Origin of the sequence: Flavobacterium psychrotolerans (assembly GCF_003097635.1) — a bacterium.
Classification (GTDB): Bacteria; Bacteroidota; Bacteroidia; order Flavobacteriales; family Flavobacteriaceae; genus Flavobacterium; species Flavobacterium psychrotolerans.
This window is the reverse complement of the sequence record NZ_QCZI01000002.1, coordinates 228,860-250,106: the sequence shown is the minus strand read 5'-3', so window position 1 is coordinate 250,106 and position 21,247 is coordinate 228,860. Positions and strand designations below refer to the sequence as shown.

Below are 21,247 nucleotides of genomic sequence, written 5' to 3'. Positions count from 1 at the left end.
TCAAGTGGGGTGATTTCCGGAACGCCTACAGTAATTAGTTCGACCGCAACCTATACTGTTACGGCTAACAATTCTGGCGGAAGTGTTTCTTTTGGGGTCGTGATTACCGTGAATGATGTCGCTCCGAATTCTTTGAGTTATAATTCGCCAAATGTGTTCACTAAAAATTCTGTAATATCCAATTTAAATCCGACAGTTTCTGGTGGTGCTGTTATTAGCTATGGCATTGCTCCTAGCTTGCCTTCTGGATTGTCGTTTAATACTTCGACCGGAGTGATTTCCGGTACGCCTACAGTAATTAGTTCAACCGCAACCTATACTGTTACCGCTAACAATTCTGGTGGAAGTGTTTCTTTTGGGGTCGTGATTACCGTGAATGATGTCGCTCCGAATTCTTTGAGTTATAATTCGCCAAATGTGTTCACTAAAAATTCTGTAATATCCAATTTAAATCCGACAGTTTCTGGTGGTGCTGTTATTAGCTATGGCATTGCTCCTAGTCTGCCTTCTGGATTGTCGTTTAATACTTCGACCGGAGTGATTTCTGGAACGCCTACTGTAATTAGTTCGACTGCGACTTATACTGTTACCGCTAACAATTCTGGTGGAAGTGTTTCTTTTGGGGTCGTGATTACCATGAATGATGTTGCGCCAAGTTCTTTGAGCTATCCATCGCCAAACGTGTTCACTAAAAATACAGCTATCACAAGTTTGTTGCCTTCAATCAATGGAACCGTTTCGAATTATGGAATTGCGCCGAGTTTGCCTTCCGGATTGTCATTTAATACTTCAAGTGGGGTGATTTCCGGAACGCCTACAGTAATTAGTTCGACCGCAACCTATACTGTTACGGCTAACAATTCTGGTGGAAGTGTTTCTTTTGGAGTGGTGATTACCGTGAATGATGTCGCTCCGAATTCTTTGAGTTATAATTCACCGAACGTGTTCACTAAAAACACGGCCATTACAAGTTTGTTGCCTTCGATTACTGGAACCGTTTCAAGTTATAGCATTGCTCCCAGTTTGCCTTCCGGATTGTCGTTTAATACTTCGACCGGAGTGATTTCCGGTACGCCTACCGTAATTAGTTCAACCGCAACCTATACTGTTACGGCTAACAATTCTGGCGGAAGTGTTTCTTTTGGAATCATCATTGCCATAGACAATTCTCTAGACATTAATGAAAAAAAACATACGAATCTTAAAGTTTATCCTAATCCGTTTACTGAAATGATAAGTATTTCAGGGGTAAAAAATGGTATTACTTCTTATGAAATTTTTGCTGTTGAAGGTAAATTAATACAAGTAGGGATTATAATCAATTCTATAATCGAATTTCGTAATTTACCTGACGGTTTATATTTGCTGAAATTATTTTCAGACGGCAAGGTAGAAACAAAAAAAATAATTAAACAATAATACACAAATAGTATGAGAAAGGAGGCTGTTTAAATTTTGCCTCCTTTTCGTATTATGTTCTTACCAAAGAATCTTCCCATGTGTCTATAGTAATTTTAAATTCGGTTTTAATTTTTGATTTATTTAGGACGCTATATTTAGGACGTTGGGCTAGAGTTGGAAATTCCGAAGTGAGTATAGGCTTTAAATCAATGTTTACCTGATTTATTTCAAATATTTTCTTCGCAAAATCATACCAACTGGCACTACCTTCATTGCTAAAATGATAAATTCCGTAGTTTTTACTATTGCTGAAAATCACTTTTATAATCACTTCTGCCAAATCAATTGCATTAGTAGGAGTTCCTATTTGGTCATTTACAACGCTTAAAGAATCTCTATCTTGAGCTAATCTAAGCATGGTTTTCATAAAATTATTTCCAAATTGTGAATAGAGCCAAGACGTTCTTATAATAAAATGTTCTATTAAATTTTCTGCTATCTTTTGTTCTCCTTCTCTTTTTGTTTTACCGTATATTCCTCGAGGATTTGTATGATCTATTTCGGTATAAGGCAAATTTTTATAACCATCGAAAACAAAATCAGTAGAAACATGAATTAGGGTTGTATTAAAAAATTTGCATGTTTCGGCTAAATTTTTGGCACCATCTACATTAATTAAATGTGCTTTTTCAGGTTCGCTTTCCGCTTTATCCACTGCAGTATATGCCGCTGCATTGACACAAAAATTAGGGTTTGTGGCTTTGAAAACATCCTCTATGGCTTGTTTTTTTGTAATGTCTAAATCTGATGAAGAACAAAAATGGAATTGAATTCCAGAATATTTACCCGCAATAAATTGCAAAGCTTGCCCTAATTGGCCACTTGCACCTGTTACTAAAATTACCATACTTTTCTGGCTTTTTCTAAAATAGGCTGCTTTTTGTCTTTTTCTGAAATAATAAGTTCATTTTCCGAAAAATTCCAATCTATATTTAGTGTTTTATCATTGTACAAAACACCTCCTTCAGATTCTTTATTATAGTAATTATCGCACTTGTAAAAAAAAGTAGCAGTATCGCTTAACACTAAAAAGCCATGAGCAAATCCTCTTGGTATAAAAAATTGGTTTTGATTTTCGGCAGAAAGAAAAACGGAGACATATTTTCCGAAAGTTTTTGAGTCAGGTCTAATATCAACAGCTATATCTAAAACTTTACCCGATAAAACCCGAACCAATTTGGCTTGGCTGTGTTCTCCAACCTGATAATGTAACCCTCTCAAGACTCCCTTTGTAGAAAAGGATTGATTGTCTTGAACAAAATGAACCCCTTGTCCAGTCGCTTTTTGAAAAGTGTTTTCGTTGAAACTTTCCATAAAATACCCCCTATCATCTTTGATGATGTTCGGTTCAATGATATAACAACCTTCTATCTTTGTAGAAATAAAATTCATGAAATTAAATTATACTTAACAAATGAGTTCCATAACCACTTTTTAACAAGGGTTGTGCTAAAATCTTTAATTGTTCAGCATCAATAAAACCCATTCTAAAGGCCGCTTCTTCAATAGAACCAATCTTTAATCCTTGTCGTTCTTCTATAACTTGAACAAATTGTCCCGCTTGCATTAGGGAATTGAATGTTCCCGTGTCTAGCCAAGCAGTCCCTCTGTCAAGAATACTCACCTTAAGTTTTCCTCTTTGGAGATATTCTTTATTAATATCTGTAATTTCGAGTTCTCCTCTAGGACTTGGTTTAATGTTGGCTGCAATTTCTACCACATCATTATCATAAAAATAGAGACCGGGGATTGCATAATTGGATTTTGGTTTTTCTGGTTTTTCTTCAATTGAGAGTGCTTTACCATTGGCATCAAAATCAACTACTCCATAACGCTCAGGATCATTGACATGATAGGCATAAATAATTCCTCCATCAGGATTGTTATTATTCTGGAGTACTCTTCCCAATCCAGATCCATAAAAAATATTATCCCCAAGCACTAAAGCTACTTTATCCTTTCCAATAAACTCTTTACCAATGATGAAAGCCTCTGCCAAACCGTTTGGATTTTCCTGGATAGCGTATTCAAAACGACATCCTAATTTTTTTCCATCACCCAATAATTGTTTAAATAGCGGCAAATCATGGGGAGTAGATATAATTAATATTTCTCTGATTCCGGACCACATCAATGTAGATAAAGGATAATAAATCATTGGTTTATCATAAATTGGCATTAACTGTTTGCTAACTGCCAATGTCAATGGATGCAATCGTGTGCCCGAACCACCTGCTAATATTATTCCTTTCATTTTTTAAATTGATTACAGCTTGTTTTTTACAGCTTGTTTTCTATAAAACCCAATGAAAAAACGAATGAATATATAAACAAAAATAAATAATAAAGGTAAAATTAATTTCAGCTTTCCATTTACGGATTTATCATTTTCTATATTAGTTGTACTACTGTTCTCTTTGATGATTTTGTCTAAACTAACCATATCTAATCTAAGAGACCCTTGTTCTGAAATTAATTTATTTTTTGTGTTAATCACATCATTTAATTGTGTGTTTTCATTATAATATACTAATTTATCACTTTTAGTACTTCCATTAATAGTATTTGAAAAACTGTTCAAAAAACCATCTATTTGAGCTATAATACTATCATTTTCTGCCATTTTAGTTTTGATATTATTAACCTGCTCTTTTTGGAATTTTGTATAGAAATCATTAGTATTAAGAAAATCCATTATAGGCTGAATTGTTTTTTTGTCAGTTGTTAATTTTTTTGTAACAAAAGAAATGGTGTGAAAAGTATAATTTTTACTAGTCGTTTTTTCTTCCACTATTTTCTTGATATCACCATCCTCAGCCATCAATTTTAACAGTTCAAAATTTTGCTCGCTATTCGTATTAATAAACCTATAAATATCAATAATGGGTTTTATTTCAATTTTGGAAAGCTTACTTGGTTCTTGAACCCCAATAGTTTTTAAAAAAGCCGTATCTCTTTCTTTAATTCTAGATTCGATTAAATCAATCTTGGAATACAAATAATCTGTACTCCCAAAATTTGGCGTTACTATAATTTGGTTATCATAATTTTTATAAGTTTTATCTAAAAATAATCCCAAACCTACTCCAATTACAATTAGTATTCCTAAGATTACGAAATGCTTTATAACAAATTGAATAGATCTAAATAATGAATTACTTAATTTTTGGAAAAAACTACCAATTCCTTTTGAAATTATTGACAAATCAATTTCCTGATCCTCTATGTTTTTTTGAGAGTCTATACTCATTTTAATAATTTATTTTATGTTAAAAATTTGTTCCAATATTTTTATTGTAATTAAGTAAGTAGGCTTAACCCCCGTAGTTCCGAGTCCGCCAGAAGCCAGTGTACTACCTGTTTCTAAAGGATTGTCTGATGCATAATAGGCATATCTAACTTTAACATCGGGATTGATGCTTTTTCTAATTTTTGATGCAGATTGGATTGCTTTTTGATAATAAGCCCCTTCCATTTCCAGACCTATGACTCCCCAAGTTGATTCATGGAAAAACTTTAATAAATCTTTATTTTGCAATGAGGTTCCTAATACCGTAACCATTGGCCCTTCAAATACGGCAATGTCATTCCCTTCTAACATTTCTTTGGTCAACTCATTTTCAAAAGTATAATTGTCACCGGTTCCTTCATTAATATGGGCAGAAGGAATCATGATGTCTCCTTTTCCTCCTTGAAGAATTCCCGCTTTCCCCATTATAGAAACCGATACCACATTTAATAATATTTTATTATCTTTTGTTTCTTGAAATGGTTTTAACAATTCATCTATAGTTTCATAGGCCTGCTCACCAAATGCATAATCCATGACGATAATTACCGGTTTTGTTTCGTCTAATTTCGCCTTAGGAAAAGCCGATTTTTTGAAATCAATTTTTGCCGTATCAAATATTTGAACATCAATATTAGTCCCAGAAGAATCCGGTAACGAAATCATTCCGTATTGTTTAGCAAAATCTTCAACCTTATTTCTTAAATCATGAGCGCCAGACTTGCTTAATTCTTCATAAATAAAGAAATCCGATTGATCTTTAAATTTGGTTTTTAATACATGGGTCGCAAAAACAGAATTCATCACACTATGCATGTTAGCACTGATAACATGAATTGGTCGTCCTAAAAGTTGGTTTTCTTTTAATACCTCTTTAATATTGGTAGCCCATATTTCTCCATGAATATGATGCCCCAAACGTTCTCTTAATATAGGACTAAAGGTAATGATACGCTTGCTATTGTCTATAAGTTCTTGCAAGGCTAAATTTCCTAGCCAATAAATAACATGAAGGAATCGATCCGGTTTATCTGCAGTTCCAAAAGCATCATAAATATCTAACACTTCGGCAAAAGTTCGTCCAAGAATATTTGCTGTATGAGAAATTGTTTTTTCTTTTTCAACTAAAGTGAGCTTCTTGTTTTGTAAAACAGCTTGTTCCAGTTTTTGCCAATCGCGCGTTACTTCTCCGCTTTCATCAATTAAAATACGGTCTTTTATTTTATGCGATTCAATGAAAATAAAAGTCAAATGCGTCAAAATATCATAAATATCTGATCGGCCACGAGTGATTTCAATATTCATTTGCTCATCATCAATTCGATAACAATTTCTTCTTCTTTTGGGAGGAACAATTGCTTTAAAATGCGATTTTGAATATCCTTCATCTGAAGTTAGGTTGATAAAACGGCATTCTTCAATCCCAATAGGAAGTCTTTCTATAACATAGAGAAGTCCGCTCAATTCTACTTTTTCCTCTGCAATAGTACCATATATTTCTGGTCTTAACGACAACAATGCCTCTCTTAATGTTTCACCCGAAACCCCCATTGGTTTATAGAATCCTCTGTTAAACAAATGACGCATTGTAATGTACAATTTTTCAACAGCGCTAGATGATTCTTGCGCTCTTGATCTTACTATGTTTTTAATCTCTTTCATTAATTTTATAATTTATAACCTGCAAATGTACGTTTTTTATTCTTAGTTTGTAAGAATCAAATTTATTGCTGGTTCATATATCATTATTTTATCTGAGGAATCTGTATCTTTTTGCTTATTTTGTCTGTTCCATTTTCCTCCTGAATAAGTAAATAAATAATTCCTTTCTACAAAATTGTATAATATAAAAGGACAATACTTCTTCTGTAATTGTGTTGTATTTGTATATACGTCTTTAATGGTCTTTTCTATTTTGTTGCTTTCTATCATTAATTTTTCAAATCCAACAAAAATACCTTCTTGAGGCATTCTCAAATTAAATTTTGTTACATTAAATGCTGTTTTATTTATTCCTTTATTGACAGAAACGATGAAATCTTTTTCTAAAAGTTCTTTACCGGGAAAACCAATAGAATCAACACTATAAAAATGAATTTTAACAGTAGCATTGTCAATTCTGCAATCAGTATAAATGGTAACTTTTTTTATAAATTTAGTTTTTTTGTAAGCTGGAAAATAAGGGAAAAATTTAGTTTCAATTCTTGGTCCATTATCAAATGCTTCTAAAATTTCATTTTTGGTTTTTCCTATTTCTATTTCCTTAGTCTCTTTCCTTTTTAAAATAACAATCTCTTCTAATTGATAAGCCGTTTGTTTTAAATTAACTTCAAAAGCATCTGAAACTCTAATCTTTTTCTTTTCATATCCTAAAGCAGAAAAAATTAAAGTTTTACTTTTTTCAGCAGTATTTACAGTAACCAATCCATTTTCTTCAGACGTCGTTCCATTGTTTTCATTCTCAACCCAAATGCTTACATATGGAATTGGTTTTCCTGTGATACTGTCTTTTACAACTCCTTTTATTTGAGCTGAGATAGATAAGGATATTAAAAAAAATAGCGCCAAAAATCTTTTCCCTTTCATCTTTTCCTACTCCTTAATTAATAAATCGATAATACTCCTGTCATTGCTTAATCTTGGGATTTTATTTTGTCCGCCTAATTTTCCTATGGATTTCATGTAGTCCTGAAAACCGTTTTTAGACACTTTTGTGATTACCAATCTTCGCAGTACTTTCCCGACAATCAAATCGTCATAATACACATTTTGTTTTCTCATGGCAGAATTGATCGCCTCTTCAAAAGCTGTTAAATCTTCCGGTTCGTTTTCAAATTCTATAAACCATTCGTGATAAGGCAAACCGATTTGTGGTGTGATTTGTGGTGCAACCGTAAACTCATTAATCCGAACTGAAGTTCCTATTATTGCTTCTTGCAAAGCACATTCCACTTCTTTGCCTATTACATGTTCGCCAAAAGCCGAAATGTAATGCTTGATTCTTCCCGATACAATAACTCTATAAGGTTTTGTGGAAGTGAACTGAACGGTATCGCCAATATTGTAGCCCCAAAGTCCAGCATTTGTAGAAATAATCAACACATAATTGACTCCAATTTCTACTTCGCCAATCGTATATCTACGGGGATTTTCTGTAGAAAATGCGTCTGATTTTATAAATTCGTAGAAAATTCCGGCGTTCAAAAGTAACAACATGCCTTTTTCTTTTTGGGAATCCTGATACGCAAAAAACCCTTCCGATGCCGGAAACAGTTCAATGGAATCTACTTTTCTTCCGATTAGATTCTCAAATTTGGCGCGATAGGGTTCATAATTCACGCCACCATAAATGAACAAATTAAAGTTTTTGAAGATTTCTCCAATGGGCTTCCCTCCTTTTTCATGCAACTTCTCAAAATACATTTGCACCCAGGACGGAATTCCAGAAATCACCGTCATGTTCTCGTTTAAAGTTTCTTCAACAATTGCATTCACTTTAGTTTCCCAATCTTCAATGCAATTCGTTTCCCATGAAGGCATACGGTTTTTTTGTAAATATTTCGGAACAAAATGCGCTACAATTCCGGATAATCGGCCAAAATTTATTCCATATTTTTCTTCTAAAATTGGGCTCCCTTGAAGGAAAATCATTTTCCCGTCAACAAAATCAGCTTTTCCTGTCTCGTGAATATAATGTAAAATGGCATTTCGTGCCGCTTCAATATGAAAAGGCATCGATTCCTTGGTGAGCGGAATATATTTTGCGCCCGAAGTAGTTCCCGAAGTTTTGGCAAAATACAACGGTTTTCCTCTCCATAAGACATTGGCTTCGCCCTTAACCACTCGATCCACATACGGTTTCAACCCCTCATAATCCCGAACGGGAACGACTTTTACAAAATCTTCAACTGTTTTTATGGATTTGAAATTATGGTCAATCCCAAACTGGGTGTTTGTTGCTTGACGAATCAAATCCAGAAACACTTTTTGTTGTGTTACCACAGGATTTTTGGCCCAATTTTGAGTTTTATTGTAAATTATTTTCGCAAAAATTTTTGCCGCAATTGTTTTTAATGACATATCTAATTATTCAAATTCTATGAATTGCGTCGGATCAATTGGGTAGCCGTCTTTCCAAAGCTCAAAATGCAAATGTATTCCAGTAGATTCTTGTCCTGTAGAACCGGCCAAGGCAATTACCTCACCTGTTTTTACCACATCTCCCTGATACTTTGTTAGAGAAGCCACATCTTTATAAACGGAAATAAATCCGTTATTATGTCTCAAAATTAATACGTTCCCCGTTGAAGGTGTCCAATCGGAAAAAATAATTGTCCCATTTAGAATAGCTTTTATTGGTGTGTCTTTGGCCAAAGCAACATCTACTGCAAAATGTTTATTTTTTAAACTAAATTTTGCAGTAATATCCCCTTTTACTGGTGCAAAAAGTACGATGCTTACTTTTGATTGCGCTTTCTCAAATAAATTGTACTTATCTTCTTGACTAACTTGTTCCCGCAGTTTCAAATCTGCTTCTGAAGGCTGTAAATCTTCCTCCTTTAAAACTTCTACTTTTGACGCTAAAATTGAATCTTTATTAAGCTTAGCATAATCCAAATCACCCGTTAAAACTCTTTTTATCGAAGTAATATAGGCCTCATTTTTCTTTAAGGCAAAAGCCAATGAATCTGATTTTAAAGCCAATTCTGTAGCATCTTTCTTCAATTTATTGGAAGCATAGCCTGGAATAAATTCTCGTAATGGAGTAAAGGCAATGATATAAGTCGTAACCGTGATGATCAAAATTGCCCCAACGGTTGCAACAACAAAAACATTCATTAAAGTCAACTTTAAAGAAAAAATTTCCTCAAATGTCTCTTCGTTCAAAATCACCAAACGGTTTTTTGTAAAAAGTTTCTTCTTTAATAATTTTCTTTTGAGCCGTTTTTCGGACATGTTTTTGATTTGTTCTACAAATATATAAATTTATGGCAGTTTTATGAATGATATGTTTTTTTGTTATTATCTTTGCATTATTATTTTTAAATACTAGAATTATGATCTCATTAGTAATATTTCTTGGAGAATTTGGCCCTACTGAAATTATTTTGGTTTTGGCAGTTATATTGTTGTTTTTTGGCGGCAAAAAAATTCCAGAACTTATGAAGGGTTTAGGTAACGGCGTTAAAGAGTTTAAAAATGCTTCTAAAGGTGATCAGCCATCTGACAAAACAGAAGAAAACGTTTAAAATCAAGATAACAATCATATTAATTTTATAAAAATGGCAGCATTAACAATATTTTTAGGAGCACCTTTAAGTCCTGGTCATATTATTATAGTTTTAGCAATTATTCTGCTGCTTTTTGGCGGTAAAAAAATTCCAGAATTAATGAAAGGTCTTGGAAGCGGTGTTAAAGAATTTAAAAACGCCTCTAAAGACGATCAACCAGCGGATAAAAAAGACGAAACTAAAGAGTAAGTTTTTTCAAAATCAAAAAAGTCGCAATTTTCAATAATTAAATTGAAAATTGTGACTTTTTTTTTACACTATCATTGACAATTGAATCCTTTGTCGTTCTTCATCCACTTCGGTAACTTTTACCTGAACGTGTTGGTGTAATTTCACGACTTCATTCACATCGCTAACAAAACCCGCTTTGAGTTGCGAGATATGAACCAAACCACTTTCTTTCACTCCAATATCTACAAAACATCCAAAATTGGTGATGTTATTAACAATTCCAGGCAAAATCATTCCCGATTTCACGTCTTTTATCGTTTTTACATTAGGATCAAATTCAAAAACTTTAGCCGATTTTCTAGGGTCAAGTCCTGGTTTTTCGAGTTCTTTAATAATGTCTTTCAAGCCTAATAATCCAATTTCTGAAGTAACGTAATTTTCGGGTTTTATTAAGGCCGTTTTTGCCGAATTAGCAATCAAATCATTTACCGAAATTTTCAAATCTTTAGCCATTTTCTCCACTATTCCATACGCTTCAGGATGTACCGCCGAATTGTCTAGGGGATTTTTTGCATTGGAAATCCGTATAAAAGCCACCCCTTGTTGATAGGCTTTTTCACCCAATCTCGGCACTTTTTTGAGTTGTTTCCGGTCTTCAAAAGGACCATTTTCAGAGCGATATTGCACAATGTTTTCGGCCAGCTTCTCTCCTATTCCGCTCACATAACTCAACAAATGTTTACTCGCCGTGTTAATATTTACACCAACCGAATTCACGCAACGAATCACGGTATTATCTAATTCCTCTTTCAATTTATTTTGATCCACGTCATGTTGGTACTGCCCCACTCCTATTGCTTTCGGATCAATTTTCACCAATTCGGCCAATGGATCAGAAAGTCGTCTTCCGATTGAAACAGAACCGCGAACCGTAACATCGTAATTCGGAAATTCCTCTCTCGCAATTTTAGACGCAGAATAAACGGACGCTCCAGCTTCTGAAACGATAAAAACTTGAACAGGTTTATCAAAAGCGATTTTTTTAATGAAAAATTCGGTTTCGCGTGAAGCGGTTCCGTTTCCTATAGAAATGGCGTCGATTTTATAGGAATTGACCATCGAACGGATTTTTTTCATCGCCATAACGTCTTCTTTTTGGGGAGCATGTGGATAAATCGTTTCGTTGTACAATAAATCACCTTTTTCGTCCAAACAAACGATTTTACAGCCACTGCGGAATCCCGGATCGATGGCTAAAATTCGTTTTTCTCCCAAGGGTGGAGCCAACAACAATTGACCTAAATTGTTGGCAAAAACCTGAATGGAATTCGCATCAGCTTTTGCTTTTGCTTCTTGCAAAGCTTCATTCGAAATCGCAGGATTAAGTAACCTTTTATAGCTGTCTTCAATCGCTAGTTGCAGATGTGGCGTAGTGTCATTTTTCTTTTTTATAATTAATTCATCAATAATTTCGATGGCCTCTTCGGTCTCAACTTCGATTTTCATTTTTACGAAACCTTCATTTTCGGCACGGAGCATGGCCAATAATCGATGTGATGGTGCTTTGGTTAAAGTCTCGGACCAATCAAAATATTGGTCAAATTTTTGGGATTTATCATCGTCTTTTTTGGTTTTCACCACCTTTGTGGTTATGGTGGCTTTGCGCTGAAAAAGTCTTCGCAATTGTTTTCGAACATAAATGTTTTCGTTAATCCATTCGGCTATTATGTCTCGTGCACCTTGCAAGGCTTCGTCTTCATTTTTCACTTTTTCATTCAAGAATTTGGAAGAAATAAAATCGACATCTTCATTATTCTGAGCCATGATGATTTTTGACAGTGGTTCCAATCCGTTTTCACGAGCTACATCGGCACGGGTTTTTTTCTTCTTTTTGAAGGGCAAATAGAAATCTTCCAGTTCCTGTAAATCGAAACTTCCTTGAATTTTTTCGTTCAATTCCTGTGAAAGTGCCTTTTGTTCTTCAATAGATTTTAGAATGGCTTCCTTACGTTTTACGATAACTTCGTAGTCCTTTTGCAGTTTGGCGATTTGTTCGATTTGAACTTCGTCAAGATTACCGGTTTTGTCTTTTCGATAACGGGAAATAAACGGAATCGTGCAATCTTCTTCTAAAAGTTTTACGGTGTTTTGAATATTTATCGCTGCGGTAGCAATAAATTTTGAGATGAATTGTATGTTGGTCATTTTAAATATTTTGAAATCTAAAAATGTTGAAAAACGTTAATTCAGTCAGTACGTTGACTGAATTTACACTAATTTAGTCAACGATGTTAATCTTGGACGATAAAATCTTTAGCGCAGTTTTTATCAAATTCAGGTTGAATGGTGCAATGATTGATTTGAAATTCGTGATGCAAAACTTCTTCAATTTCATCAACTAAAAGATTAAATTGGGCAATTGAAATATTTTCTTTACAATCTAAATGGGCTTCAAAATGGAGTTCGTGTTCGTTTAAATGCCATAAGTGAATGTGATGCAACAAATGGGTTCCGGTAACTTTATGAATCGCATGTACTATTTCAGTAATATCTAAATTTTCAGGAGTGAAGAGCATTAATATTTTTGTGGTCGATTTTAAAATTCCAAAACCCATAATAATAAGATAAATAGCGATGGCAAAAGTAATCACGCTGTCTACCCAAAACCATTGCAAATATTTCATTAAAATTCCACCTAATAAAACCGCTACCGAAGCCATCATATCTGTAAAAAGATGCAAATAGGCCGATTTCATATTCAAATTATGATCGGCATCTTTTTTAAGCAAAAGTGCAGAAAACCCATTAAAGGCAATTCCTAAAACAGACAACCAAATTACCAATTCCGAACTAATTTCTACTGGATTTTCAAATCGAATTATGGCTTCGTATATTAAAAAAAGAGCCACAAAAATTAATGTCGCCGAATTGATAAAAGCGGCGATAATTTCAGCACGTTTGTAACCAAAAGTCCTAATTTCATTGGCTTTTTGCTTAGAAAGTCGATGCGCAAACAGGCTCAGAACCAAAGAAATTACATCGCTAAAATTGTGCAAAGCATCTGAAAGTAGGGACAGACTTCCAGAAATAAATCCGCCAACAATTTGGGCAATCGTAATTCCAATATTCAAAAAAATAGAAACCGAAAGGTTTTTATCGTTTACTTCATGATGGTGATGATAACTGTGGTCGTGTGCCATTTTATTGGCATGCAATTTTGTTCACCCTATTTTGGTGTCTTCCTCCTTCAAAATCGGTATTCAAAAAAGTTTCTACCATTTCTACCGCTTGGGGTATTGAAGTAAAACGCGCCGGAATGCTTATTATATTGGCATTATTGTGTTGACGGGCCAAAGCAGCAATTTCTTTTGTCCAACACAAAGCCGCTCGCACTTTTGGGTGTTTATTTGCTGACATGGCAATTCCATTTCCGCTTCCGCAGATTACAATTCCAAAATCCGCTTTACCTTCAGAAACATCAATAGCAACAGCATGCCCAAAATCAGGATAATCTACACTATCAAAAGTGTCGGCACCGTAATTTGTCACATCATGTCCTTTTGCTTTAAGCATGTTTACAATAGCAATTTTATAATCTGGACCAGCGTGGTCGTTTCCTATGGATATTTTCATTTTGGAGGTTTTAGTTTGTAATTCGCAAATTTACCAAAACAAATCTGTTTTTATGATTCCTTAATTTGTTTATTTGCTTTTCTCCAGACAAAAAAGGAAAACCTTTAGTTTAGCACATTACATTCTAATAGGATTAAAAAAGTTTTAATTTATTCTTTATATAAAATTAAAACACTGTAAATCAATGTTTTAATTTTAAAATATACTTTAAATTTTTACATTGTTAATAGAATAAACCAATTACCTGATAATCAGTTAACCTTAAATTAACATGAAATGTTTATAACTTTAGATATAATTTTAGAACTAATTCTTGTTTGTAATAGATAAAATTGTAATCCAAAACCGAGATGAAAGAACCTAATTTAGTTTCATTAATTTTTATAAAAGTTATGCGTTGTAAAAGAGTGTTTATTAACAAAAAGCACGTTTAATACTTATTTACAAAACCAATCTATTTCTAACTATTAACAGTTGTTAATCGTTTTTTAAAATAAGCTTAAAATGAATAGTTTAAATAGAAATACCTATGTTAATAAATCGTTATAAAATGGTAGAACTCAAAAACCATCATTATTAAAATAAAGTTATTGTAACTATTAACACACTATAATAACCATCAAAAATTAATTTAAATTTAAAATTTCTTTTTGTTGTATTTAATATATGTTAACAACTTTATCATTTTAAAAATTATTCAAATTAGAACATTGTTTTAATTCTACTAAAGGTATTGAAAAAAAGCAACAAAGAAATATATAATTTCATTTTAAAAAAGAATATTGAATGCTTTCCAAACCTTCACTTATACTCTTTGGATAAAGATACAAAAGTTATATTTTTAATAATTATGAAAATTGAAATCTAAAATCTAAAATCTTATTCGTAATTTTCAACTTTTAATAATTAAACCAAGTTATTTTAATCAAAAAAATACGGTGTTTAATATCTCCCAATACAAAAATAAGAACGATACTTAGCAATAAAACATGGATAAGAAACCAAGAAAGTTTGGAAAGGCAGTTAAAACATTCTCTGAAAAGATTTTAAAAATTTTATCACAAAATGCCAATAAATCATTCAATTACAAACAAATAGCAGCTGTATTAGAACTAGACGATACTAAAAGCAGAAACGAAATCATTAAGGATTTAAAAATATTGGCTGCCCAAAAAGTCATTATTGAATCCGAACCAGGAAAATATTTAGTGAAAGCGGTAAGTCAAGATTATTATGAAGGCACTATTGACATGACCAGCCGAAGAACAGCTTATTTTGTTTGTCCAGAATTAGAGGAAGATGTTTTTATTCCTACCAATAACCTCAATCATGCGTTAGATAAAGATACTGTAAAAGTTTATGTTTATAACCGACGCAAGGGTAGAAAACCGGAAGGTGAAGTTATAGAAATTGTAGAAAGAAAGAAAACGGAGTTCGTGGGCGTTATTGATATTCAGAAGAATTTCGCTTTTGTATCTACTGCTAATCCAAAAATGTACACCGATATTTTCATTCCAAAAGATAAAATTGGTGAAGCTCAGCAAGGGGATGTTGTAATTGCAAAAATTGAAGATTGGCCTAAGAATGCCGATAGTCCATTTGGTTCTATCATCAAAGTTTTAGGAAAACAAGGCGAACACGATACCGAAATTCATGCCATTTTAGCTGAATATGGGCTGCCTTATGATTTTCCGGTTGAAGTAGAAGTGTATGCCCAAAAAATTGATACGACCATTCACGAAAGTGAAATTGCAAATCGTCGTGATATGCGAGATACGTTAACTTTTACAATAGATCCAAAAGATGCTAAAGATTTTGATGATGCCCTTTCTTTTAAAAAATTAGAGAATGGAAATTATGAAATTGGCGTTCATATTGCCGACGTTTCCTACTATTTACAGGAAGGAACCATCCTGGACGAGGAAGCCTATAAACGAGCAACTTCTGTTTATTTGGTAGATAGAGTCGTACCAATGCTTCCGGAAGTATTGTCTAATTTTGCCTGTTCGTTAAGACCGCATGAAGAAAAGTACACGTTTTCTGCAGTGTTTGAAATCAATGAAAAAGCGCAACTAATCAACCAATGGTTCGGAAGAACAGTGATTTATTCCAATCAGCGTTTTTCTTATGAAGAAGCGCAATACATCATAGAAACCAAGGATAATACCATTCCGGAAGATATTTCTATAGTTGGAAAATCTTATGAAGTTTCAGATGAAATTGTTGCCGCCACATTAAAAATGGATGAACTGGCTAAAATACTTCGACGACATAGAATGAATGATGGCGCCATATCTTTTGATAAAGTGGAAGTTAAATTTAATTTGAATGAAAAAGGGGAACCAGAAGGTGTTTATTTTAAAATATCCAAAGATGCCAATCATTTAATTGAGGAATTTATGCTTTTAGCCAATAAAAAGGTGGCAGAATACATAGGGAAACAGAAGAAAACCTTTGTTTATAGGATACATGATGAACCTAATGAAGATAAATTATTCAGTCTTCAAACAGTAATTTCTAAGTTTGGGTACAGCATTAATTTGAAATCAAAAGGTGAAATTTCTAAATCCTTAAACACTTTATTACAAGATGTCGTTGGTAAAAAAGAGCAAAATTTAATTGATACTTTAACGATTCGAACCATGAGTAAAGCCAAATATTCTACAGATAATATTGGTCATTACGGATTGGCATTCGATTATTATTCCCATTTTACTTCTCCTATTCGTCGCTATCCTGATGTAATGACACACCGTTTATTGCAGCATTATATTGACGGAGGAAAATCAGTCGATGCTAATTTGTATGAAGAAAAATGCGTTCATTCCTCAACAATGGAAGGTTTAGCCACCAATGCCGAGCGGGACAGCGTAAAATACATGCAAATAAAATTCATGCAAGATCATAAAGACCAAGAGTTTTTAGGAGTTATTTCTGGCGTGACCGAATGGGGAATCTATGTGGAAATTATAGAAAACAAATGCGAAGGAATGTGCAGAATTCGAGAAATAAAAGACGATTATTACACATTTGATGACAAACAATATGCACTTGTAGGTGAAGTTTCTAAAAAAGTATTACAATTAGGAGACGAAGTTTACGTTAAAGTTAAAAATGCCGATTTAGTCAAGAAACAATTGGATTTTAATTTTATCAGAAAAAACGAATAAATATCACCTTTATGAAAAAGTTATTTCTTAGTTTATTTTTTATCAGTTCAATAGCTTTTGCTCAAGTAGAAAAAGATTTAGGAGATTTCAATAAAGTAACTTCTTTTGATCAAATAGATGTTTCGTTAATTCCTTCCGATGAAAATAAAATTATTTTAGATGGAGAAGGGGCAGATCTAGTAGAATTAGTCAATAAAAATGGAGAATTAAAAATCAGAATGCCTTTAACTAAATTGCTAAAAGGAGATGCCATTTCTGCCACAGTATATTACAAGGATATAGATGCGGTAGAAGCCAATGAAGGTTCTAGAATTTACAGTGAAGCTACATTTAAAGTAATAAATTTTGATATTATTGCCAAAGAAGGTTCTGAAATAAAGTTAAAATTAGATACAGATAGAGTTTCAGTGAAAGCGACTTCCGGTTCTAAAGTTTATTTGGAGGGGAAAGTAAAAAATCAAGACTTAACAATCAATTCAGGTGCTATTTTAGACGCTAAAAAGCTAATTACTACCCAAACCATTATAACGGCTAATGCGGGTGGTGAGGCTGAAATTTTCGCTACCGATTTTGTAGACGCAAAAGTTAGGGCTGGAGGAACAATCTCTATTTTTGGTAAACCAAAACAAATTAATAAAAAAGTAGTTGCCGGCGGAACAATTACCGAGAATAAGGAATAATTTCTTACTTTTGACTTTATTCATAAAACTAATACATGATTCAAGATATATTATCAGGGATACCATTGGGAATTTTTTTAAGTTTCATGGTGGGTCCCGTTTTTTTTGTGTTACTGGAAACCAGTGCCGTAAAAGGATTTAGAGCTGCTTTTGTTTTTGATTTAGGTGTGGTCTTGGCTGATATTGTTTTTATTTCAATAGCCTATTTTAGTAGTTACCGCCTCATCCAAACCATAAAAAATGACCCTGCAATCTACATTTTTGGTGGAATTTTGATGCTCACTTATGGTATAATTACTCTTTTAAAAACGCACAAAACAGCCAAAAATATAGATAAAAAAACGCTTAGTGAAATATTAAAGAAAGATTATCTAAGTTTATTCATTAAAGGTTTTTTCTTAAATTTTATCAATGTGGGCGTTCTTTTATTTTGGTTTTTGATTTTAATCACCATTGGGCCAAAACTACAATTAGAAACTTCCAGAATGATAGTTTTTTTCTCTTCTGTAATAGGTAGTTATTTGGTTATTGATATTGGGAAAATTATATTGGCTAAACAATTAAAACATAAAATGACCCCTGATAATATTCTTAAATTAAAAAAAATGATTAGTATTTTGTTAATTATTTTTGGGTTGGTTTTGATGTTCCAAGGCTGGTTTCCAAGCGAAAGCAAATTGGCTAAAAAGGTTTTGGAGAAGATTGATTAATATAAATAATTTATTTTATTTTAGATTTTAAAATATTATGTTACTTTTGCAATCCATTCAACAAATGGCGTCGTGGCCGAGTGGCTAGGCTGGGCTCTGCAAAAGCTCCTACTCCGGTTCGAATCCGGACGATGCCTCTAAAACCTTCAAATTTTTTTGAAGGTTTTTTTATGCCTTAATGTTCAGATCACAAATTCATAATTAACCTAATTTCTATATTCTTCTAATTCTATAGTAACCGCCTCAACATCACCACCAATAGGGGGATTTAGTTTAGAAACCGACAAAATGATTCTGGAAATAGATGGAATTTCCTTAAAAATTCGCGTGACAATTCTGTGACCGACATGTTCCAGCAAATGGGAGCGAATGGCCATTTCCTCAATAACAATGGTGTTTAAGAGCACATAATCTACCGTATCTTTCAAGTCATCTGAAATACAGGATTTTCGTAAGTCTGTTTTAACTTCTAAATCTACAGAATAATCAGAGCCAATTTTGCCTTCTTCCAGTAAACAACCATGATAGGAGAAGGTTCTGATATTTTTTAGTTTTATAATTCCCATTTTTTTAAAAGTTTAAGGTTAATAGTTCAAAGTTAACGCCGAAACTTTAAACTTTAAACTATTTTAAACAACCTTTTTTTATCTTTGCTAAAATTAAACAAAAATATGTCAACCGAAGAAAAATCACTTCATTTTATAGAACAAATCATCGAAGACAGTTTGGAAAGCGGTTTTCCCCAAGATAAATTACGTTTTCGTTTTCCACCAGAACCAAACGGGTATTTGCACATTGGCCACGCCAAATCTATTTGTTTGAATTTTGGTTTGGGATTGCGTTACAATGCGCCCGTAAATTTGCGTTTTGACGATACTAATCCAGCTAAAGAGGAACAGGAATACGTAGATGCTATCAAAGAAGATTTAATATGGTTGGGCTTTAATTGGGCCGAAGAGCGGTATGCATCGGACTATTTTCAGCAGTTATACGATTGGGCAATTGTTATGATTAAAAAAGGTAAAGCCTATGTTGACAGTCAATCTTCAGATGATATGGCCATTCAAAAAGGTACACCGACGCAACCGGGAGTGGATGGGCCTTACAGAAATCGTTCAGTTGAAGAGAATTTAGAATTGTTTGAAGGCATGAAAAATGGCAATTTTCCGGAAGGAAGTCATGTTTTACGTGCTAAAATTGATATGACCTCAACTAACATGTTGATGCGAGATCCGTTGATGTATCGAGTTTTACACCGTCACCACCACCGAACCGGAAATGACTGGAAAATCTATCCCATGTATGATTATGCACATGGCGAAAGCGATTATATTGAGCAAATTTCGCATTCTATCTGTACGCTGGAATTTGTGATGCATCGGGAACTATACAATTGGTTTTTAGACCAAATTTATGTCGAAAATAAAGTAAGACCTCACCAATATGAATTTGCCCGTTTGAACTTGAATTATACCGTAATGAGCAAACGAAAACTTTTGCAATTGGTTCAGGAAAATATTGTAAACGGTTGGGATGACCCGAGAATGCCTACTATTTCCGGATTGAGAAGACGTGGTTACACGGCAGCTTCTATCCGTAAATTTTGTGATATTATAGGTGTTGCCAAGCGTGAAAACGTGATTGATGTTTCATTATTGGAGTTTTGTTTGCGGGAAGATTTAAACAAAACCGCTCCAAGGGTAATGGCAGTTTTAGATCCGATAAAGTTAGTGATTATCAACTATCCAGAGGAAAAAGAGGAATGGCTTGAAGCCGAAAACAATCAGGAAGATGAAAGTGCCGGTTATAGAAAAGTACCATTTTCAAGAGAACTTTACATCGAAAGAGAAGACTTTTTAGAGGAAGCTCCTGCCAAATTCTTCCGTTTGTCGATAGGAAAAGAAGTACGTTTAAAAAATGCCTATATCATTAGAGGCGAAAGTGTTGTAAAAGATGCAAACGGAACGATTACTGAAATTCATGTTACTTATGACGAAGATTCCAGAAGCGGGAGCGGGAGCGAGTCCAGTCAAAGAAAAGTGGCCGGAACCCTGCATTGGGTATCTATTAAACACGCCATTGAAGCCGAAGTTCGTTTGTATGACCGCTTGTTTATAGACGAAGCTCCAGACAGTCACAAGGAGAAAAACTTCTTGGATTTCATGAATGCCTCTTCTTTACAAATCGCAAAAGGTTTTGTGGAACCTAGCCTAAAATATGTAAAATCAGGAGATAAATTCCAGTTCCAACGTTTGGGTTATTTCAATGTGGATAAAGATTCTTCCACCGAAAAATTAGTTTTCAACAGAACTGTTGGGTTAAAAGACGCTTGGGAAGAAAAAGGCAAAAAAGAAGAAAATTTGTTGATGAACACACAAAAAGAAATTAATAAATACGTCAAGGAAAAAGATGAAAACAATGCCGGTTTGATTCTTACGAATATTGTTGATAACATCAAAAGCATTGATAATTTTAGTTTGTTAATTCAAACAGTAGTTAAGAATGTTAAAAATGACAACAATTCCTTATTGTTTGCTAATTTAATTTTAAACTATTCTGACAATGTTTTTGCAAAGGATATTGAACCGGAACTTTTGGCAAAATTATATGGAATGTCATTAAAAAGTCAATTGCCTTTAGTGAGGGTTTCTGTCATCTTAAATTTAAAAAAGGACTTGATAAATTTAAATAATTTCAAAACACAAGTATCCGAATTAATGCTGACCGAAAAAAACGAAAAAGTTTTGGAAGTATTAAATGAACTGCACTTTTAATAATTAAATTCACAATTATAGATATTAACAATGAAAAGCGCTTTTTACAAGGCGCTTTCTTTATTATT

19 protein-coding genes and 1 tRNA gene are annotated in these 21,247 nt (G+C 33.4%); 8 read left to right on the top strand and 12 right to left on the bottom strand.

Annotation, left to right across the window (positions count from 1 at the left end):
• A partial coding sequence (locus DB895_RS02965; RefSeq protein ID WP_133242635.1) for a putative Ig domain-containing protein occupies window positions 1–1,419 on the top strand: 1,419 nt, incomplete at its 5' end.
• A 52-nt stretch (window positions 1,420–1,471) separates the two neighbouring features.
• On the opposite strand, the gene rfbD is transcribed toward DB895_RS02965, so the two are convergent.
• The 8 genes from rfbD to DB895_RS02925 are packed head-to-tail and all read right to left on the bottom strand — an operon-like array spanning window position 1,472 to window position 9,706.
• Window positions 1,472–2,308: a dTDP-4-dehydrorhamnose reductase gene (gene rfbD / locus DB895_RS02960; protein WP_116723855.1), complete on the bottom strand. Its 837-nt coding sequence runs from the start codon at window positions 2,306–2,308 to the stop codon at window positions 1,472–1,474.
• A complete protein-coding gene (rfbC, locus tag DB895_RS02955) occupies window positions 2,302–2,853 on the bottom strand; it encodes a dTDP-4-dehydrorhamnose 3,5-epimerase (RefSeq protein WP_116723854.1) in 552 nt (183 codons plus the stop codon). Before rfbC ends, rfbD begins: the two co-directional genes overlap by 7 nt.
• Before the next feature lie 4 nt (window positions 2,854–2,857).
• A complete protein-coding gene (rfbA, locus tag DB895_RS02950; protein ID WP_116723853.1) occupies window positions 2,858–3,715 on the bottom strand; it encodes a glucose-1-phosphate thymidylyltransferase RfbA in 858 nt (285 codons plus the stop codon).
• A 12-nt stretch (window positions 3,716–3,727) separates the two neighbouring features.
• Window positions 3,728–4,711: a hypothetical protein gene (locus tag DB895_RS02945; protein ID WP_116723852.1), complete on the bottom strand. Its 984-nt coding sequence runs from the start codon at window positions 4,709–4,711 to the stop codon at window positions 3,728–3,730.
• A gap of 9 nt (window positions 4,712–4,720) precedes the next feature.
• Window positions 4,721–6,412, bottom strand: coding sequence for a DUF6909 family protein (locus tag DB895_RS02940; RefSeq protein ID WP_116723851.1), 1,692 nt, complete (start codon window positions 6,410–6,412; stop codon window positions 4,721–4,723).
• A 42-nt stretch (window positions 6,413–6,454) separates the two neighbouring features.
• Window positions 6,455–7,336 (bottom strand): carboxypeptidase-like regulatory domain-containing protein, encoded by an 882-nt coding sequence (locus DB895_RS02935; RefSeq protein ID WP_116723850.1) that lies wholly within the window; start codon window positions 7,334–7,336, stop codon window positions 6,455–6,457.
• 6 nt (window positions 7,337–7,342) lie between these two features.
• Window positions 7,343–8,830 carry a GH3 family domain-containing protein gene (locus DB895_RS02930; RefSeq protein ID WP_116723849.1) on the bottom strand — a complete coding sequence of 496 codons (1,488 nt, stop codon included), beginning with the start codon at window positions 8,828–8,830 and terminating at the stop codon, window positions 7,343–7,345.
• A 6-nt stretch (window positions 8,831–8,836) separates the two neighbouring features.
• On the bottom strand, window positions 8,837–9,706 hold the full coding sequence (locus DB895_RS02925) for a M23 family metallopeptidase (protein ID WP_116723848.1): 870 nt from the start codon (window positions 9,704–9,706) through the stop codon (window positions 8,837–8,839).
• Window positions 9,707–9,807: 101 nt separating this feature from the next.
• Here DB895_RS02925 and DB895_RS02920 point away from each other — a divergent pair, with 101 nt between their 5' ends.
• Both DB895_RS02920 and tatA read left to right on the top strand, forming a co-directional pair.
• Window positions 9,808–9,999: a Sec-independent protein translocase subunit TatA/TatB gene (locus DB895_RS02920; RefSeq protein WP_116723847.1), complete on the top strand. Its 192-nt coding sequence runs from the start codon at window positions 9,808–9,810 to the stop codon at window positions 9,997–9,999.
• A gap of 33 nt (window positions 10,000–10,032) precedes the next feature.
• On the top strand, window positions 10,033–10,230 hold the full coding sequence (gene tatA, locus DB895_RS02915; protein ID WP_116723846.1) for a twin-arginine translocase TatA/TatE family subunit: 198 nt from the start codon (window positions 10,033–10,035) through the stop codon (window positions 10,228–10,230).
• Between the two features lie 63 nt (window positions 10,231–10,293).
• Here the strand turns inward: tatA and DB895_RS02910 are convergent, their stop codons facing one another.
• The 3 genes from DB895_RS02910 to DB895_RS02900 all read right to left on the bottom strand — a co-directional run bounded on the left by DB895_RS02910 (window position 10,294) and on the right by DB895_RS02900 (window position 13,845).
• Window positions 10,294–12,417 carry a Tex family protein gene (locus DB895_RS02910; protein WP_116723845.1) on the bottom strand — a complete coding sequence of 708 codons (2,124 nt, stop codon included), beginning with the start codon at window positions 12,415–12,417 and terminating at the stop codon, window positions 10,294–10,296.
• An 86-nt stretch (window positions 12,418–12,503) separates the two neighbouring features.
• Window positions 12,504–13,412 (bottom strand): cation diffusion facilitator family transporter, encoded by a 909-nt coding sequence (locus tag DB895_RS02905; protein WP_116723873.1) that lies wholly within the window; start codon window positions 13,410–13,412, stop codon window positions 12,504–12,506.
• Between the two features lies 1 nt (window position 13,413).
• A complete protein-coding gene (locus DB895_RS02900) occupies window positions 13,414–13,845 on the bottom strand; it encodes an RpiB/LacA/LacB family sugar-phosphate isomerase (RefSeq protein ID WP_116723844.1) in 432 nt (143 codons plus the stop codon).
• A gap of 989 nt (window positions 13,846–14,834) precedes the next feature.
• Here DB895_RS02900 and rnr point away from each other — a divergent pair.
• From rnr to DB895_RS02880, 4 genes are all read left to right on the top strand, one after another.
• Window positions 14,835–17,015 carry a ribonuclease R gene (gene rnr / locus DB895_RS02895; RefSeq protein ID WP_116723843.1) on the top strand — a complete coding sequence of 727 codons (2,181 nt, stop codon included), beginning with the start codon at window positions 14,835–14,837 and terminating at the stop codon, window positions 17,013–17,015.
• Window positions 17,016–17,026: 11 nt separating this feature from the next.
• Window positions 17,027–17,695, top strand: coding sequence for a head GIN domain-containing protein (locus tag DB895_RS02890; RefSeq protein WP_116723842.1), 669 nt, complete (start codon window positions 17,027–17,029; stop codon window positions 17,693–17,695).
• A 35-nt stretch (window positions 17,696–17,730) separates the two neighbouring features.
• Window positions 17,731–18,405: a LysE family translocator gene (locus tag DB895_RS02885; protein ID WP_116723841.1), complete on the top strand. Its 675-nt coding sequence runs from the start codon at window positions 17,731–17,733 to the stop codon at window positions 18,403–18,405.
• 66 nt (window positions 18,406–18,471) lie between these two features.
• Window positions 18,472–18,542 (top strand) — tRNA-Cys (locus tag DB895_RS02880).
• A 69-nt stretch (window positions 18,543–18,611) separates the two neighbouring features.
• Here DB895_RS02880 and folB read toward each other — a convergent pair.
• Window positions 18,612–18,971, bottom strand: a complete 360-nt coding sequence (gene folB / locus DB895_RS02875) for a dihydroneopterin aldolase (protein WP_116723840.1) — start codon at window positions 18,969–18,971, stop codon at window positions 18,612–18,614.
• A gap of 105 nt (window positions 18,972–19,076) precedes the next feature.
• Here folB and DB895_RS02870 point away from each other — a divergent pair, with 105 nt between their 5' ends.
• Window positions 19,077–21,179 (top strand): glutamine--tRNA ligase/YqeY domain fusion protein, encoded by a 2,103-nt coding sequence (locus DB895_RS02870; RefSeq protein WP_116723839.1) that lies wholly within the window; start codon window positions 19,077–19,079, stop codon window positions 21,177–21,179.
• Window positions 21,180–21,247 lie beyond the last annotated feature (68 nt).

Coding starts and splice junctions, on each gene's coding strand:
- DB895_RS02930 (WP_116723849.1), bottom strand. CDS start 8,830: ATGTCATTAAAAACAATTGCGGCAAAAATTTTTGCGAAAATAATTTAC.
- DB895_RS02900 (WP_116723844.1), bottom strand. CDS start 13,845: ATGAAAATATCCATAGGAAACGACCACGCTGGTCCAGATTATAAAATT.
- DB895_RS02905 (WP_116723873.1), bottom strand. CDS start 13,412: ATGGCACACGACCACAGTTATCATCACCATCATGAAGTAAACGATAAA.
- rfbD (WP_116723855.1), bottom strand. CDS start 2,308: ATGGTAATTTTAGTAACAGGTGCAAGTGGCCAATTAGGGCAAGCTTTG.
- rfbA (WP_116723853.1), bottom strand. CDS start 3,715: ATGAAAGGAATAATATTAGCAGGTGGTTCGGGCACACGATTGCATCCA.
- DB895_RS02945 (WP_116723852.1), bottom strand. CDS start 4,711: ATGAGTATAGACTCTCAAAAAAACATAGAGGATCAGGAAATTGATTTG.
- folB (WP_116723840.1), bottom strand. CDS start 18,971: ATGGGAATTATAAAACTAAAAAATATCAGAACCTTCTCCTATCATGGT.
- DB895_RS02935 (WP_116723850.1), bottom strand. CDS start 7,336: ATGAAAGGGAAAAGATTTTTGGCGCTATTTTTTTTAATATCCTTATCT.
- DB895_RS02925 (WP_116723848.1), bottom strand. CDS start 9,706: ATGTCCGAAAAACGGCTCAAAAGAAAATTATTAAAGAAGAAACTTTTT.
- DB895_RS02870 (WP_116723839.1), top strand. CDS start 19,077: ATGTCAACCGAAGAAAAATCACTTCATTTTATAGAACAAATCATCGAA.
- rnr (WP_116723843.1), top strand. CDS start 14,835: ATGGATAAGAAACCAAGAAAGTTTGGAAAGGCAGTTAAAACATTCTCT.
- rfbC (WP_116723854.1), bottom strand. CDS start 2,853: ATGAATTTTATTTCTACAAAGATAGAAGGTTGTTATATCATTGAACCG.
- tatA (WP_116723846.1), top strand. CDS start 10,033: ATGGCAGCATTAACAATATTTTTAGGAGCACCTTTAAGTCCTGGTCAT.
- DB895_RS02920 (WP_116723847.1), top strand. CDS start 9,808: ATGATCTCATTAGTAATATTTCTTGGAGAATTTGGCCCTACTGAAATT.
- DB895_RS02940 (WP_116723851.1), bottom strand. CDS start 6,412: ATGAAAGAGATTAAAAACATAGTAAGATCAAGAGCGCAAGAATCATCT.
- DB895_RS02885 (WP_116723841.1), top strand. CDS start 17,731: ATGATTCAAGATATATTATCAGGGATACCATTGGGAATTTTTTTAAGT.
- DB895_RS02890 (WP_116723842.1), top strand. CDS start 17,027: ATGAAAAAGTTATTTCTTAGTTTATTTTTTATCAGTTCAATAGCTTTT.
- DB895_RS02910 (WP_116723845.1), bottom strand. CDS start 12,417: ATGACCAACATACAATTCATCTCAAAATTTATTGCTACCGCAGCGATA.